Here is a 14,247-nt window from a genome sequence, read left to right as displayed (position 1 = left end):
CGCGTTCGGGCGACGGTTGCCGACAAACGGAGGCGGCGGTTGGCGGCACGCTCTCGACAGTGCTTGGAATCCTTGCGGCGAAGGTAGGGCTTCGTTTCCGGGACGTCAACGCCACGTCACGCGGCGGGTTCGGAAACCGGTCCGGGAATCGATCCGGAACGGGTTTTCAGGGGCCGTCGACCACGATCGTGTCGAGGACCGACGCGGCGATCGACGCGGCCGGTTCGGCGTACGCGCCGGCGAGGGCGTGGAACACCTGCTCGGCGCGGATCGCGGGCCAGTCCTCGGGCAGGTGCTCGGCGGGCAGCCGGGGGTCCTGGCGGACCAGCTGCAGCCACTCGGTGTGCAGCAGCAGCTGCCTGGCCAGGTCGTCCGGCGCGTCGGCCAGCGGGCGGTCGTGGTCCCAGCGGCGCAGGAACACCTGGTAGCGCTCGGCGATCGCGGGCACGTCGAACGCGGTGTGGGCGATCTGCTCGGCCTCGGTCGGCTTGGCCGTGTGCGCGGTGAACACCTTGAGGTGGTCGTCCAGGTCGAGGTCGTCGACCAGGGCGGGCACGTCGACCACGCCGGGCGCGACCCACAGGCCGTTCTGCAGCGGGCCGAACCCGCCCCAGATCAGCCGCGAGCGCAGGTCGTGCCGCTGGCTGCGCCAGGACTCCGGCACGGAGAAGCCCACCACCGTCCAGGCGCCGTCCCAGTCGCTGTTGACCGCGCCGCTGCGCCAGACCCGGTGCTCGCCGTCCTCCAGCACGGCCGCCGAACGCGCGGTCAGCCCGAAGTACGTGCGCCTGCCGACGCGGTGCCGCGCCAGCAGGTCCCGCTTGACCATGCGGGTCAACGTCGAGCGCACCGCCTCCTCCGACACCCCGACCCGGGCGAAGACGTCGATGACGCTGCCGGAGAAGACCGCGACGCCCCGGTTGAGCACGTGGATGCCGAGGAAGCTGAGCATCAGCGACTGCGGCCGGACCGATGTCTCCTGCTCACGGGCCTGCGGGTCGTCGTGCGGGATCACCGGGCGAGCGTAACCCCGGCTCCGCGACCTTGTGCGACCCGGCCGATCCGCTACCCTCAACGTGAAACGCCTTCATCTTCGGGTCGAGTGAAGGGCGGTCGCGGTGAAGCGGATCGCGTTCCTGCTGGCGCTGGTGCTGACCACCTCCGCGGCCACCGGCGTCGCCGCGCCGGACGTGCCCTGGTTCGACGGCTCCCCCGTGACCGTCGCCGACGGCGCGTTCCGCGACCAGCACGGCCGCGAGGTGGTGTTGCGCGGGTTCAACGTGTCCGGCACGGCCAAGCTCGCCGAGCACCGGGGCCTGCCGTTCGCGAGCACGGCCGACGCGCGGTCGTCCGCGGCGGCGATGCGGCGGATGACCGGCGCGAACGCGGTGCGCTTCCTGCTCACCTGGGCGTGGGTCGAGCCGGAGCCGCGCCGGATCGACCACGGCTACCTCGACCGGGTGGCCGAGCAGATCGGCGCGTTCACCGACCAGGGCATCCGGGTCTACCTCGACTTCCACCAGGACCTCTACTCGCGCCACCTCTTCAACCGCGACAGCTGGTACACCGGCGACGGCGCGCCGGAGTGGGTCGTGCGCGCGGGCGGCTACCCCAAGGAGTCGTGCGGGATCTGCGTGCACTGGGGCCAGAACATGAAGAGCAACAACGCGGTCACCGCCGCGACGCACGACTTCTGGCACAACCGGGAGGTCGCCACGTCCGCCGGGCCGATCCGGATCCGCGACGAGTTCCTGCACCAGGCGGGCGAGGCGATGCGCCGGCTGAAGTCGACGCTGTCGGCCGAGGCGTTCCGGCTCGTGCTCGGCGTCGACCCGCTCAACGAGCCCTACGCCGGGCGGTACGACCAGGGTCAGGACGGCGTGGCCTGGGAACGCGAGCTGCTCGTGCCGTTCTACCGGCAGTTCCGGCAGCGGATGGACGACGCCGGGTGGGCCGACAAGCCCGCGTTCGTCGAGCCGCTGGTGTTCTGGAACCAGAACGTCGAGTTCTTCGCCGAGCCGGGCGGGTTCCCGGCGGTGCCGGCGCTCGGCGACCGGTTCGTGTTCAACGCGCACTTCTACGACGGCCAGGCGCAGTCCGGGCTGCTCAAGCCGGGCAAGGCCGCCGACGGCGAGTACACCGCGGACTTCAACCTGATCCGGGACCGGGCGCGGGCGCTCGGGACGGCCGGGATCGTGTCGGAGTTCGGGCACCCGGTCGCCGGTTTCACCTCCGACAAGAACCCGACCGTGCTGAAGGCGATGTACCAGGCGCTGGACTCGCGGCTGCCCGGGGCGCGGTGGTGGTCGGGCGCGGCGGGGTCCGGGCCGGTGCTGTCGGGCAGCCAGTGGCACTGGGACGTCAACTACGGCCGGCACCGCGAGTTGATGAACGACAACCCGGACAAGGTCCGCACCGAGGGTGACGCGATGAACGACGAGCACTTCTCCGCGGTGCGCGTCGACGACGGCGGCAACCACGTGCTGACGGTGGAGGGCCGGGTGGTCGACCGGCTGTTCCCGCGCGCCGTGGCGGGCCGGACGGCGGCGTTCACCTACGAGGACCGCGCCCGCGACGGCGGCGCGGTCCTGTCGTGGAACCGGGTCCCCGACACGATGCCCGCGGTGCGCGCCCTCGTCGGCAGCGGGCAGTTCGGCGTGCTCGTGTGGCGTGGCAACGGTGTCGCCGCGCCGACGGAGCTGCACCTGCCGTCGTCGTTCCCGCCCGCGTCGACCACGGTGGTGAGCGACCTCGGTTCCCTCACCGGGCCGCCCGCGCACACCGGCGCCGAACCGGTGTCCGTCGCGCCGGAACCGGGCGTGCCCGGGGTGAACCGGCTACTGCTGTCCACAAAGGACAACGGAACGCACTTCGCGCTCGTGACGAACAACCCGCCCGCCGGATCGGTGATCGCCGCACGGGCGGAACTGGCCGCGTGGGTGGCCGCCACCTTCGGCTGACCCGCCTCGACGCCCGCCGTCCCGATCGGAAACCGGGTGTCCGCGCCGTCACCGTACAACTTCGACCCCACCAACGTGATCACCCAGCTGGAGAACCTCTACACCGTGGGGCCTGTCGAACCTGGAGGCGTGGGGCTCGGCGGTACCCGCACGAGTTCCGGGTCTCCCGCGCAACGCCGTCGGGCCCGGCGCACGGCACGTTCCCGACGGCCGAGCCGGCGCTCGGCTGACCGGTGGGGCGGACGCCGCGACGGCGTCCGCCCCGCTTGGCGCGCAAGGGTTTCGCGGGCGGTTGCGCTGTCCGGCCGACGCCGCGGCGGGCGGCGGCGGGTTACCGTTCGATCGATCCAGGACATCGTCGCAACGGAGCGGTCATGCCCGAGCTACGCGCGTCGCTGGCCGCCTTGGCGCTCGCGACCGCCCTGCCGTTCGTCGCCGTGCCGTCGGCGGTCGCCGAGACCACGATGGTGGTCACCGAGCTGGGCCGGCTGACGAGTCACCCCGACCACTACGTCACCGGGATCAACGACCTCGGCCAGGTGGTCGGCAGCGCGCAGGGCCACGGGCTGCCGGCGCACGTCGTGCTGTGGTCGCCGCGCGGCGGGGCGAGCGACCTCGGTCCGGGTCTGGCGGTGGGCATCAACCGGCGCGGCCAGGTGCTCGGGTTGGAGACCCGCGCCGCCGTCGCGCCGTACCGGCACAAGCCGTGGATCTGGTCGGACGGCGCGCGGACGACCGTGATGCAGGCCTACGCGGCGTGGGCGACCGCGCCGGCGATCAACGGCAACGGCGTCGTGCCGGTGAACTACTCGACGTCCCTGATGCGCCGGGACCACAACCGCGCCGCCGTCTGGCAGGCCGGTCGGCACACCGAGCTGTCGCTGTCCGGGCCCGACCTGTGGGTGTACGGGATCAACGACGCCGGCGCCGTGGCGGGCAGCTACGCCTCCGCCGCGGACCAGGACTTCGCCGCCGTCCGCTGCGTCGACGGCGCCTGCACCCGGCTGGGCGGCTCGTCGGGCTACGGCCCGTACATCCCGGAGGCGATCAACGAGGCCGGGGTCGTCGTGGGCAACCGCGGCACGGTCGCGTTGCGCTGGGAGGGCGACGAGGCGACCGAGCTGTCGGAGAACGGCCGGGTCGCGCACGGCGAGCAGTCGCTCAACCAGCGCGGTGACGCGGTCGGGTGGGCGGCCGGGGAGGACGGCGTCCCCCACGCGGTGCTGTGGCCCGCCGGCGGCAAGCAGGTGGAGCTCGCCGTGCCCGCGCCGGCCGAGGCGGTGGGGATCAACGAACGCGGCGACGTCATCGGGTGGACCGCGGCCAACGAGTGGTCCTCGCCCCGCGGGTTCCTCTGGCGCGACGGCCGGGTCACCTACCTGGACCCGCCGACCGGCCACTACAGCCTGCCGGTCGCGATCAACGACCACGGCGTCGTCGTCGGCCACACCACCGGCACGGACAGCACGAACCGGCCCGTGGTCTGGACGCCGGTGCCCACGACTCACGACCGGTGGGCGTTGTGGTAGAGCCGGACGGCGTTGCGCATCGCCATGGTCACGGTCATCGAGCCGACCCGGGGCACGAAGACCGAGGCGCGCTCCACCACGTCGTCGGCGAAGTTCTTCATCGTGGAGAAGTTCAGGCACACCGCGCCCGGTTTGATCTCGTCGGCCCGGACCAGCGGGAAGTCGCGTGACGGCACACCGGTGACCACCACGTCGGCCTCGGCGAGGGCGGTGGCCCGGTCGGTGGCCACGACGTCCACGTGGTGGCCCTGGATGCCGGCCGCGTGCCGGAACGCCAGCGAGCCCGAGAGGTCGAACGACGTGACGTCCGCGCCGTCGTTGGCCAGCATGGCGGCCAGCGGGCGTCCGACGATCTCGCTGCGGTTGAACACGCAGGCCTTCACCGACGCCAGCGGGGTGTCGCCGTCGCCGCGGAACGCGCCCGCCTCGCCCAGCAGCTTCATCACGGCCAGCGGGGTGCAGGGCAGGACGGCCCGGCGGGTGCCGGCGTCGTCGACGAACCGCCGGTTCTCGTAGAGGCAGCGGCTCCAGAACGAGTGCAGGCCCTCGACGTCCTTGCGCGGGTCGACCAGCTCGCGCAGCCAGCGGTCGCGTTCGGGGTCGCGGACCGGGTAGTAGACGAACACGCCGTGCACGCCGTCGTCCGCGCCGGCGTCGCGGACGGCGGCCTCGACGTCGTCGGCGCGCGGCGTGCGGAGGTCGAAGTCGATGCCCACCTCGGCGCACGCGCGCCGGGTGTACTCGGCGTAGGTGCGGGCCGGCCGGTCGCCGTCGACCAGGAAGCCGACGACGGTGAGGCGTTCCGGGATCGCCGCCAGGTCGGCGCGGATCCCGTCGCGGATGGACTCGGCGAGGTCGGCCGGGTCGATGGTGCGGGCGGTCATCGGGACTCCTCCTGGGTGTTCTCGATGCGGGTGTGCGCGGCCACGGCGGCGCGGCGCACGGCGTCCAGTCGTGCGGTGAACGCCGCCGCGTCGTCCCCGAGCGAGGCCAGGTTGGCCTCGGCTCCGCGCAAGGTGGCCAGGACGGACCCGAGCAGCAGGTCGGCGCCCGCGCGGACGTCGCTCACGACCGCGCCGGTGACGACGGGCAGCACCGAGAACGCCCACTCCAAGGCTTCCACCGCGTCCGACGCGGCGGTCAGCGGGCCTTCCGTCGCGGCCGCCGAGGCCGCCGCGACCGCGGCCTCCCGGGCGGCCCGTTCCCCGTCCGTGGCACGCGGCAGCCGCCGTGCCCGCAGGTAGTCCTCGAACAGCTCCACGTCGCGGTCGGCGGCGGAGCCGAGGCGGTCGAGCAGGGACTTGCCCGCCGTGATCGCGTCGCCGACCGACGGGTCGCGCCGGGCGGTGATCTCCAAGGCCATGAGCACCAGCGCGCAGCCGAACGCGGCCGTCACCGCGGCCACCGACCCGCCGCCGGGCGTCGGGCTCGCGCTCGCCGTCCGCGCGCGCAGCTCGGCCAGGCTCAGGTCCCACAGACCGTCCGTCACGCGAAGATCATCGCTCGCCCGAGCCCCGGCTGCCACCCATCGCGGATCAGCCCGGCCCCGTGCGGCCGGCCAGCGCGACGACCCTGGCCGCGAGCAGGGCGACGCAGCCCAGTGCCGTCACCGCGAGCGCGACCATGAACGTCGGGTACAGGTACGGCACCTGGAGCCACGCCACATCACGTCCCCGGTACAGGTAGCCGACGACCCGGTGGACCGTGGCCGTGAGCAGCAGCGGCAGCGCCAGCGGGACCAGGCGAGCCACCGCCCACCCGGTCGACCGCCGGCGGGCGGCCCACCGCCGGGACCGGGCCACGCCGCGACCGGTCAGCGCCGCGCTCGCCAGGGCGAGGGCGAGCAACACCGCGTCCACGGCGACGGACGGGTCGTCCACGGGCGCGGGTTGCCTGCCTTCGACCAGGGCGACCAGGCGTGCGCCGATCGCCTGGGCGTCGCCGTGCAGCATCCCGGTGTTGGCCAGGACGGCGATGCCGTAGCCGGACCCGGGCAGCAGCGCCTGGTACGCCGTGGAGGTGAACAGGTCGCCGCCGTGGTCGACCAGCGACGCGCCGGACGCCGTGACGCCCACGAACCAGCCGAGGCCGTACGACTGCGAAGCGGCGGTCGGCGTGTGCGTCTCCGTGATGCTCTCGGGCGTGGCGATCGACGTGCCGTCGGGCCCGCGGCCGCCGTTGTTCTGCGCGATCAGCCACGCCGCCAGGTCGTGGGCGGAGGTGAGCACGCCGCCGGAGCCGTTGCCGAACGCGGGTGGTTCGGGCAGCGCCACGGGCAGGCCGAGGACCTTGACGTGCCCCTCCGCGCTCGGCGGCAGGTCGCGCGCGGTGTCGGCGGTGCGGCTGTCGGCCATGCCGAGCGGGTCGAACACGTGACGGCGCAGGTGGTCGGCGAACGGCACGCCGCCAACGACCTCGACCAGCCGGGCGGCCACCTGGAAGTTCGGGTTGTGGTACTCCCAGCGGGCGCCCGGTGCGGCGGCCAGCGTCGAGTCGCGCATCGCCGCCACCGCCTCCGCCAGCGTGTGCACCGGCGGCCCGCTGAACGACCGGTGGGTCGTGTCCGACAGGCCGGAGGTCTGGTCGAGCAGGTGGCGCACGGTGATGTCGGCGGCGCGGGGATCGGCCATCGTGAACTCGGGCAGGTGCGCGCGCACCGGGTCGTCGAGCCGGATCCGGCCGCTCTCCACGAGCCGCATCACCGCCAGCGCCGTGAAGGACTTGCTCACCGACGCCGCGGCCATGGTGGTGTGCTCGGTCACGGCGTCGCCGTCGGGCGTGTGGCCGTACCCGGCGGTGTGCACGACGGTGGCGCCCCGCGTGACGGCGACCGCGACACCGGGCAGCGCGGTCTGCTCCCGGTACTGCCTGACGACCGCGTCGATGGCGGCGGCGTCGACGGTGGGCGGAGCGGTGAGGGACGTGGCGGAGATGAGCAAGGCGGGCAGGATCGAGGTGAACACGGCAGGCAGTCTCGGGGCGTCGCGGTCGCGTGCCATCGGACCGTGGTCCGAGTTCCGCCGGTCGCCGCCCGGCTACGGTGCCACCATGGTGCGACTCGGCCCGAAAGGGCTGCTGGTGGTGGACGTGGTGACCGCGGGCGTGGTCGTGGCGTGGGCGGTGCTGCGCGCGCCGGCGGTCGACGTGCTCGCCGTGGTCTGCGCCGTCGCGCTCGGCGTGCCGCTCGCCGTCCGCCGGGTCCGGCCCACCGCCGTGCTGGCCACCGTGCTGCCGGTCGGCGCGGCGGCGATCGTCATCGGCACCGGGAACGAGTCGACGCTGGCCGCCGTCGCGGTGGCGCTCTACCCGGTCGTGCTGTCGTCGTCCCGGTCGGGTGCGGTGGGCGCGGTCGCCGCGCTGGCGTGCGTGGTGACGGCGGGTGTCGCGGTGGCGACCGTGCCGGGCCTGCCGCTCGTCCCGGCGCCGGCGGGCACGGAGTCGTTCGCCACGAACCCCTTGTCCACCCTGCTGTTCAGCGCGGTCGTCGTGACCGGGGCCTGGGCGGTCGCCGCCGCCGTCCGCACGCGCCGGCGGCACGCGGCGGAGCTGGCCGAGTCGCGCACCGCGCGGGCGGTGGCCGAGGAACGGCTGCGCATCGCCCGCGACATCCACGACGTGGTCGGGCACAACCTCAGCCTGATCGCCATGAAGGCCGCCGTCGCCAACCACGTGGCGGGCACGCGCCCCGACGAGAGGGAGGCGGCGCTCAGGGGCATCGAACAGGTCAGCCGGTCGGCCCTCGCGGACGTCCGGACGGTCCTCGGCGGGCTGCGCGAGCCGTCGGCCCCGGCCGGCCCCGCCGGGCTGGACCGGCTGGTCGACGACGCGCGGTCGGCCGGCGTCACGGTGACCGCCGAGCAGGCCGACCTGTCCGGCGCACCGGCGGCGGTGCGGGTCTCGGCCTACCGGATCGTGCAGGAGGCGTTGACCAACGTGCGGCGTCACGGCCGCCCGCCGCGCTGCCGCCTGGTCACCGCCGTCGAGCCGGGCAGGCTCGTCGTCTCGGTGGTCGACGAGGGCACGGCCGCGCCCGGCGCCGACGGGCACGGGCTGCTGGGCATGCGCGAACGGGTCGCGCTGCACGGCGGCACGCTGCACGCGGGCCCCGCTCCCGGCGGCGGGTTCGCGGTCCGCGCCACGCTCCCGTTCGAGCCCGGTGGCGGCCGTGGCTGAGCCGATCCGCGTGCTGCTGGCCGACGACGAGCCGATGTTCCTCGACACCCTCCGGCTGCTGGTCGACGCGGACCCCGGGGTGGAGGTGGTCGCGCAGGCGCGGACCGGCCGGGAAGCGTGCGACCTGGCCGCCCGGCACCGGCCGGACGTCGCGGTCGTCGACGTCCGGATGCCCGACCTGGACGGCGTCGCCGCCACCCGGCGCATCACCGCGCTGCCGGACCCGCCCAAGGTCCTCATCCTCACCACGTTCGACCTCGACGGCGTCGTGTACGAGACGTTGCGGGCGGGCGCCGGCGGGTTCCTGCTCAAGGACGTCCCGCCGCACCGGCTGCTCGACGCCATCAGGACGGTCGCGGCGGGCGAAGCGCTGCTCGCGCCGACCGTCACCCGCAGGCTCATCGCGGACTTCCTCCGCACCCCCGCGCCGCCCCGCGCCCGACGGCCGCTCGACCGCGTGACCCCTCGGGAACGGGAAGTGCTCCGCCTGATCACGCAAGGGCTGTCCAACACCGAGATCGAGCAGGCCCTGCACCTGAGCCGGCACACGGTCAAGACGCACATCGGCCACCTCATGGCGAAGCTGGCCGCCCGCGACCGGGCACAACTGGTGATCGCGGGCTACGAAGCCGGTCTCGCCGACCCCTGACCCACGCCGGTCACGGCGGCGGGCGTCGTCCGGCCGCGACACCGGCGGCGGTCAGGCTCGCGGCCGTGAGGACGAGGACGCCGGCGGCGCCCGTGCCCGCCGCGAGCAACCCCGCCGCGCTGGGCACGACGACCTGGCCGAGGCGGTTCCCGGTGAGGCGCAACGACATCGCCCGACCGCGCAGCCCCGGCGGCGTCGCCTCCGCCAGCCACGACATCGTCAGCGGTTGGCCGACACCGAGGCCGAGGCCCACCACGAGGACCACCAGGCCGAGCAGCCACACCGGCATCGGCACGGCCGACGCGGCGAGCCCGACCGCGGCCAGCGCCACGCTCCCCGTCAACAGCCGACGCCTGCCCAGCCACGCGGCCAACCGGCCGAGGAGCAGGCGTGAGGTCATCGACGCCGCCGCGCGCACCGCCAGCAGCACACCGACCACACCGGACGGGATGCCGCGCTCGGCGCCCAGCGCGGGCAGGTACACCAACGTGATGTCGACCGCCGCGATCACCACGCAGCTGACCGCGAGCGTCCGCACCAGACCCGGTCGCCGCAGCAGGTCGCGCACGCCCTCCGGCTCGCCGTCCACGGCGGCCGCACGACGGACGGCGGGCGAGCGCAGCGCCACCGTGACGCCGATCAGCACGACGGTGATCACGAACGCCACCACGAACACGGTGTCCGTGCGCGGGATCGTCCGATCGCCGCCGAACAGCAGGATCAGGCCCGGTCCGACCGCCTGCCCCAACGACGCCGCGAACGTGTAGTAGCCGAACGCCGCGTCGTAGCGCGAGGTCTCGGTCGTGTTCGCCACCAGGGCCTGCTGCGCGACCACCGAGCACAGGTGACCGGTGCCGAGCAGCACGCTGCCGACCACCAGCCCCGCCACGCCGCCGCCGACGAACGCGAACGTCGCCGCGGCGGCGCACATCAGCACGGCGCCCGCCAGCATGACCCGTCGTTCGCCCAGCCGGTCGACGGCCTGCCCGGACGGGATCGCCAGCACCAGCGGCGCGATCGCGAACCCCGCCGAGAGCAGGCCGAGCCACCCCGTCGGCACGCCGAGTTCCAGCGCGCGGTAGGTGGACGTGGGCCGCAGCACGAACGTGACGACCTGGACCAGCACGGTGTGCGCGAGCAGCACCGCGAGCAGGTTCCCCCTACCCGGCATGCGGCTCCGCCACGGCCGGCTCGACGCGGTCGCGCATCAGGATCTCCTCGGTTGATAGGTTATAACCTACAACCTCGGTCCGGAGCAGTCGAAAAACGGTGGCCGACAACCCTCGCCGACCACCGCTCCCCTGTTGTCGTCAGCCCGCCGAAGGGCCCGTCCAGCCGGTGGGCACGTGGCCGACGCGCACCCGCTGCGGGTGGTCGCCGACCGGCACCGACACCAGCTTGCGCCCGGTGGCGAAGTCGATCGCCGTGACCTGGTCGGAGCCGCTCTCCGAGATCACGCAGCTGCGCCCGTCACCGCTGACGGTCGCCCAATAGGGCTTGGACGCGGGCACGAGCGCCCCTTCGCGCAGGGTCGCCCGGTCGACGATCACGGCGTAGTCGTCCATCGTCCCGGCGATGCACAGCTTGTCACCCTGAGGGCTCATCGACATGCCGTGGTGGCGCGAGTCGTTGACCCAGGTCGTGCGGTCCTCGCTGGTGTTCGGGTTCTTGGGCAGTTCCTTGAGGCGGGTGACGCGGTCGGCGGCGACGTCGTACTCCAGGAAGCCGTTGAAGAACGACACCTGGAAGTACAGCTTCGACTCGTCGGGCGTGAACGCCACCGGCCGCACCGAGTCGGACAGGTCCGAGCGGCCGAACGCGTCCAGCCGCGGCCTCATGTCGATCACCTTGACCTGCTGGAACGTCGACGCGTCCACCACCGTGACGCGCCGGTCCCCCTTGGTGAAGTCCAGCGCCGGGTCGTCCAGCGCGGTGTTGACCTCGCCGATGGACATGTTCCACAGGTAGCGGCCGTCGTCGGTGAACACGTTCTCGTGCGGCTTGTCGCCGGTCGCGAACGAGCCGACCTGGCGACCGGTCTCGATGTCGAGCACGTGCACGGTGTTGGACGTCGAGGCGGACACCGCGACCCGACGGCCGTCCGGCGAGACGGCCATGTGGTCGGAGCGGAAGCCCGAGACCGGGAAGCGCCAGTTCACCCGCCCGGTGGCCAGGTCGATGGACACCACGTCGGCGAAGCTCGGCCGGGAGGCGACCACGGCGCGACCGTCGGGCGTGGTGTACATGTCGTCGACGAACTGGTCGTGGCCCTCACCCGGGCCGGACCTGATGCCGAGGAAGAACGCCAGCTTGATCGGGTTGAGGTAGATCTCCCACAGCCGCTCCTGGCGGTCGGGGATGATGTTCACCCGGCCGATCTTCGCGAAGTCGCCGCTGGAGGCGATCACGTCGGCGGTGCCGTCCCAGTTGTTCCCGACGAACATCACCTCGCGCAGCGCCGTGCCCGCGGGAGGGGCGGCGACGGCGGACGCGGCGACGGCAGGGGCGGTGGTCGCGGCCAGCACGCAGGCGGCCAGGAGGCCGAGCAGGCGTGTGCGGGGTGCGCGCTCGCGTGCCCCCGACCCGGATTTCTTGTCCACGAGAGCTCCAAACCGGATGCGCGAGTTGTCACATCCGTGCAGGGTTTTCGATTCGTCCACGCCGGTTCCCGGACCCGTGGCCCCGAGTCCGGCCGGACTGTTACCGTTCAGTAGGCAATAGATACCGGCTCGCGGCGGGCCCGCGGTAGGGGCCCGCGCCCAACGAGCCGCGTGCTCGTTATGCCACTGCCACAACGTCGCGGCGGGAGGATGTGGCCGGTGTCGGCAGCACGCGATCGAGGTCGCCTGCTCGGGCAGGTGCTCAGGGGCATGGCGACCGATCGCGGCGTCGTCGAGGAGCTCGTCCGGGCCGCGCGCGGCCAGTCGCCGGAGGTGGCGCGGCTGCCGGAGGCGGAGAACCGCCGGCACGTCGAGGTCCTGCTGGCCACCGGGCTCGACTTCTTCGAGCGGTCCGAGGAGCCGGAGGCGCAGGACTTCGAGGCGGCCGAGGCGCTGGGCGCGGACCGCGCGGCCCAGGGGATCTCCATCGACGGCCTGCTGCGCGGCGTCCAGGCGGGCCGCACCACGGCGATGAACATCGCCATCGCCCGCAGCCGGGCCGCAGGCGTGCCCGACGAAGTGCTGCTGGAGGGGTTGGTCGACCTCGACCGCTACACCGGGGCGTTGGAGCGGCACGTCATCAACGGCTACCACACGGCCGAGCTCGAACTGTCCCGCACGAACCGGGACGCGAACACTCACCTGCTGCGGCGACTGCTCGTGCACGGCGACGGCACGCCGCCGGAACCCGCCGAGCTGCGGCGCGCCGGCCTGTCATCGGACGGGCTCTACCACTGCCTGGTCTCCGACGTGACCCTGCCGGGCGAGGCACGGGCGCTGGAACAGCGGCTGCTGGGGTGCGGCGGCGTCTACGGGTTGGTGGAGGGGCGGCTGACCGGGTTGGCCGTCCGACCGCCGACCGACCTCGGGACCGACGTGCTGCTGGTGGTCGCGCCCGCGACGGGGCTCGCGGTCATGCGCGACCTCCACCCGTTGTGCGTGGCGGCGTTGCGGATCGCCGGTCGGGCGGGGCGGCGCGGGGTGCACGACCTCACCGACCTGGCGGGCGAGGTGGCGCTGGCCGCGCAACCGGTGCTCGCCGACCTGCTGCGCGGCTCGCTCGACGGCCTCGACCACGACGACGACTTCCACCGCGAACTGGTCGGCACCGCCCTGGTCTACCTCGACCACGGCCAACGCCTCGGTCACGCCGCCGCCGCGCTGCACGTGCACCCCAACACCGTCCGGTACCGGCTCGACCGGTTGGCCGAGCTCACCGGCACGCCGTGGGACGACAGCGGCGCGGACGACCCGTCGACCGTCCTGGGCACCCTGCGCCACTGGTGGGCGCTGCGAACCTGGCTCGACCACCGCCCGTCACGGTGACCACCTGGGATTATCGGCGCCAACAGCGAGCTGTTGTCACCGATCGAGCCCTGTGTTATCGTTGCTAACATGGACAACAGATCAGCGATCCTGGCGGCGGCCACCGAGCTGCTGGATAGCTCGCCCAACGGCGACATCTCCACGCGCGGCGTCGGGGAGAAGGCCGGGGTGCAGCAACCGGTGATCTACCGGCTCTTCGGCGACAAGGACAGCCTGCTCGCCGCGGTCGTCGATCACGGGTTCGCGCAGTACCTCGCGGCCAAGCGCGCCGCGGTGCCGACCGAGGACCCCGTCGCGGACCTCCGGCGCGGGTGGGACGGGCACACGCGTTTCGCCCTCGACCACCCGAACGTGTACCGCCTGATGTACACGCCCCGGCTGTCCTCCCCGCCGCAGGCGGTCCGCGAGGCGAACGAGTTACTGCGCGGCGTGCTCGAACGGGTCGCCCGGGTCGGCCGCCTGGCCGTCGAACCCGACCGCGCCGCCGACGTCGTGATGGCCGCCAACACGGGCGTCGCCCTGTCCCTGCTCAACCGCCCGGAGGCGGACCGCGACCCCGAGCTCTCGGTGCGGGTGAGGGAGATCGTGCTGCCGGGAATCCTGACCCCGGAACCCGACGCGAACCCCGCGGACACGCCGGTGACGACGACCCAGGCGGTGGCCCAGGCGGCGACCACCCTCGGCGCGCTGCTGCGCTCGAAGCGGCCGAAGTCCTTCAGCCCGGCGGAGTTCGCCCTCCTCACCGAATGGCTGACCCACCTCGCAACCCCCACCGAGCCTTAAACACCACCACCCCCCACCTCCCGAACCTGCCCGCCACTCCCCCACGGCCGGCCTCACCCGCCACACACCAGCCTTAGAGGTCCTAACAGAATCGCTGGACGTGCCTGTAGCAAATGATGCAGGTGGCGAGGCCGAGGAAGGCTTCGTGGATGTCGGCGCGGCGTTCC

General features: G+C 73.5%; 12 protein-coding genes. 6 read left to right on the top strand and 6 right to left on the bottom strand.

Annotation, left to right across the window (positions count from 1 at the left end):
* Positions 1-166: 166 nt before the first annotated feature.
* Positions 167-1,015: a PaaX family transcriptional regulator gene (locus ACZ7GX_RS37450; RefSeq protein ID WP_498784063.1), complete on the bottom strand. Its 849-nt coding sequence runs from the start codon at positions 1,013-1,015 to the stop codon at positions 167-169.
* 103 nt (positions 1,016-1,118) lie between these two features.
* Here ACZ7GX_RS37450 and ACZ7GX_RS37445 point away from each other — a divergent pair, with 103 nt between their 5' ends.
* Both ACZ7GX_RS37445 and ACZ7GX_RS37440 read left to right on the top strand, forming a co-directional pair.
* Positions 1,119-2,960, top strand: coding sequence for a cellulase family glycosylhydrolase (locus ACZ7GX_RS37445; RefSeq protein WP_498784061.1), 1,842 nt, complete (start codon positions 1,119-1,121; stop codon positions 2,958-2,960).
* Between the two features lie 374 nt (positions 2,961-3,334).
* Positions 3,335-4,489, top strand: coding sequence for a hypothetical protein (locus tag ACZ7GX_RS37440; protein WP_498784059.1), 1,155 nt, complete (start codon positions 3,335-3,337; stop codon positions 4,487-4,489).
* On the opposite strand, the gene ACZ7GX_RS37435 is transcribed toward ACZ7GX_RS37440, so the two are convergent.
* The 3 genes from ACZ7GX_RS37435 to ACZ7GX_RS37425 are packed head-to-tail and all read right to left on the bottom strand — an operon-like array spanning position 4,465 to position 7,452.
* Positions 4,465-5,373: a bifunctional methylenetetrahydrofolate dehydrogenase/methenyltetrahydrofolate cyclohydrolase gene (locus tag ACZ7GX_RS37435; RefSeq protein WP_498784057.1), complete on the bottom strand. Its 909-nt coding sequence runs from the start codon at positions 5,371-5,373 to the stop codon at positions 4,465-4,467. The genes ACZ7GX_RS37440 and ACZ7GX_RS37435 overlap by 25 nt on opposite strands.
* Positions 5,370-5,978 (bottom strand): cyclodeaminase/cyclohydrolase family protein, encoded by a 609-nt coding sequence (locus ACZ7GX_RS37430; protein ID WP_498784055.1) that lies wholly within the window; start codon positions 5,976-5,978, stop codon positions 5,370-5,372. The genes ACZ7GX_RS37435 and ACZ7GX_RS37430 overlap by 4 nt, the downstream gene beginning before the upstream one ends.
* Positions 5,979-6,024: 46 nt before the next feature.
* Complete coding sequence (locus tag ACZ7GX_RS37425) at positions 6,025-7,452, bottom strand: serine hydrolase domain-containing protein (protein WP_498784053.1); 1,428 nt, start codon at positions 7,450-7,452, stop codon at positions 6,025-6,027.
* Positions 7,453-7,537: 85 nt separating this feature from the next.
* On the opposite strand from ACZ7GX_RS37425, the gene ACZ7GX_RS37420 reads away from it, so the two are divergent.
* Positions 7,538-8,662 (top strand): sensor histidine kinase, encoded by a 1,125-nt coding sequence (locus ACZ7GX_RS37420; RefSeq protein ID WP_498784051.1) that lies wholly within the window; start codon positions 7,538-7,540, stop codon positions 8,660-8,662.
* On the top strand, positions 8,655-9,311 hold the full coding sequence (locus tag ACZ7GX_RS37415) for a response regulator (RefSeq protein WP_498784049.1): 657 nt from the start codon (positions 8,655-8,657) through the stop codon (positions 9,309-9,311). The genes ACZ7GX_RS37420 and ACZ7GX_RS37415 overlap by 8 nt, the downstream gene beginning before the upstream one ends.
* 10 nt (positions 9,312-9,321) lie before the next feature.
* Here ACZ7GX_RS37415 and ACZ7GX_RS37410 read toward each other — a convergent pair whose 3' ends face one another.
* Complete coding sequence (locus ACZ7GX_RS37410) at positions 9,322-10,482, bottom strand: MFS transporter (protein WP_498784047.1); 1,161 nt, start codon at positions 10,480-10,482, stop codon at positions 9,322-9,324.
* A gap of 139 nt (positions 10,483-10,621) precedes the next feature.
* On the bottom strand, positions 10,622-11,836 hold the full coding sequence (locus ACZ7GX_RS37405; protein WP_498784121.1) for a YncE family protein: 1,215 nt from the start codon (positions 11,834-11,836) through the stop codon (positions 10,622-10,624).
* 294 nt (positions 11,837-12,130) lie between these two features.
* Here ACZ7GX_RS37405 and ACZ7GX_RS37400 point away from each other — a divergent pair, with 294 nt between their 5' ends.
* A complete protein-coding gene (locus tag ACZ7GX_RS37400) occupies positions 12,131-13,297 on the top strand; it encodes a PucR family transcriptional regulator (RefSeq protein WP_498784046.1) in 1,167 nt (388 codons plus the stop codon).
* A gap of 69 nt (positions 13,298-13,366) precedes the next feature.
* Positions 13,367-14,080, top strand: coding sequence for a TetR/AcrR family transcriptional regulator (locus ACZ7GX_RS37395; protein ID WP_498784044.1), 714 nt, complete (start codon positions 13,367-13,369; stop codon positions 14,078-14,080).
* Positions 14,081-14,247: the final 167 nt, after the last annotated feature.

The organism is Actinosynnema sp. NPDC037264 (genome assembly GCF_055603705.1).
The sequence above is the reverse complement of the archived record's forward strand: the minus strand, read 5'-3'. Positions and strand labels throughout refer to the sequence as shown.

Coding starts and splice junctions, on each gene's coding strand:
- ACZ7GX_RS37410 (WP_498784047.1), bottom strand. CDS start 10,482: ATGCCGGGTAGGGGGAACCTGCTCGCGGTGCTGCTCGCGCACACCGTG.
- ACZ7GX_RS37395 (WP_498784044.1), top strand. CDS start 13,367: ATGGACAACAGATCAGCGATCCTGGCGGCGGCCACCGAGCTGCTGGAT.
- ACZ7GX_RS37435 (WP_498784057.1), bottom strand. CDS start 5,373: ATGACCGCCCGCACCATCGACCCGGCCGACCTCGCCGAGTCCATCCGC.
- ACZ7GX_RS37420 (WP_498784051.1), top strand. CDS start 7,538: ATGGTGCGACTCGGCCCGAAAGGGCTGCTGGTGGTGGACGTGGTGACC.
- ACZ7GX_RS37440 (WP_498784059.1), top strand. CDS start 3,335: ATGCCCGAGCTACGCGCGTCGCTGGCCGCCTTGGCGCTCGCGACCGCC.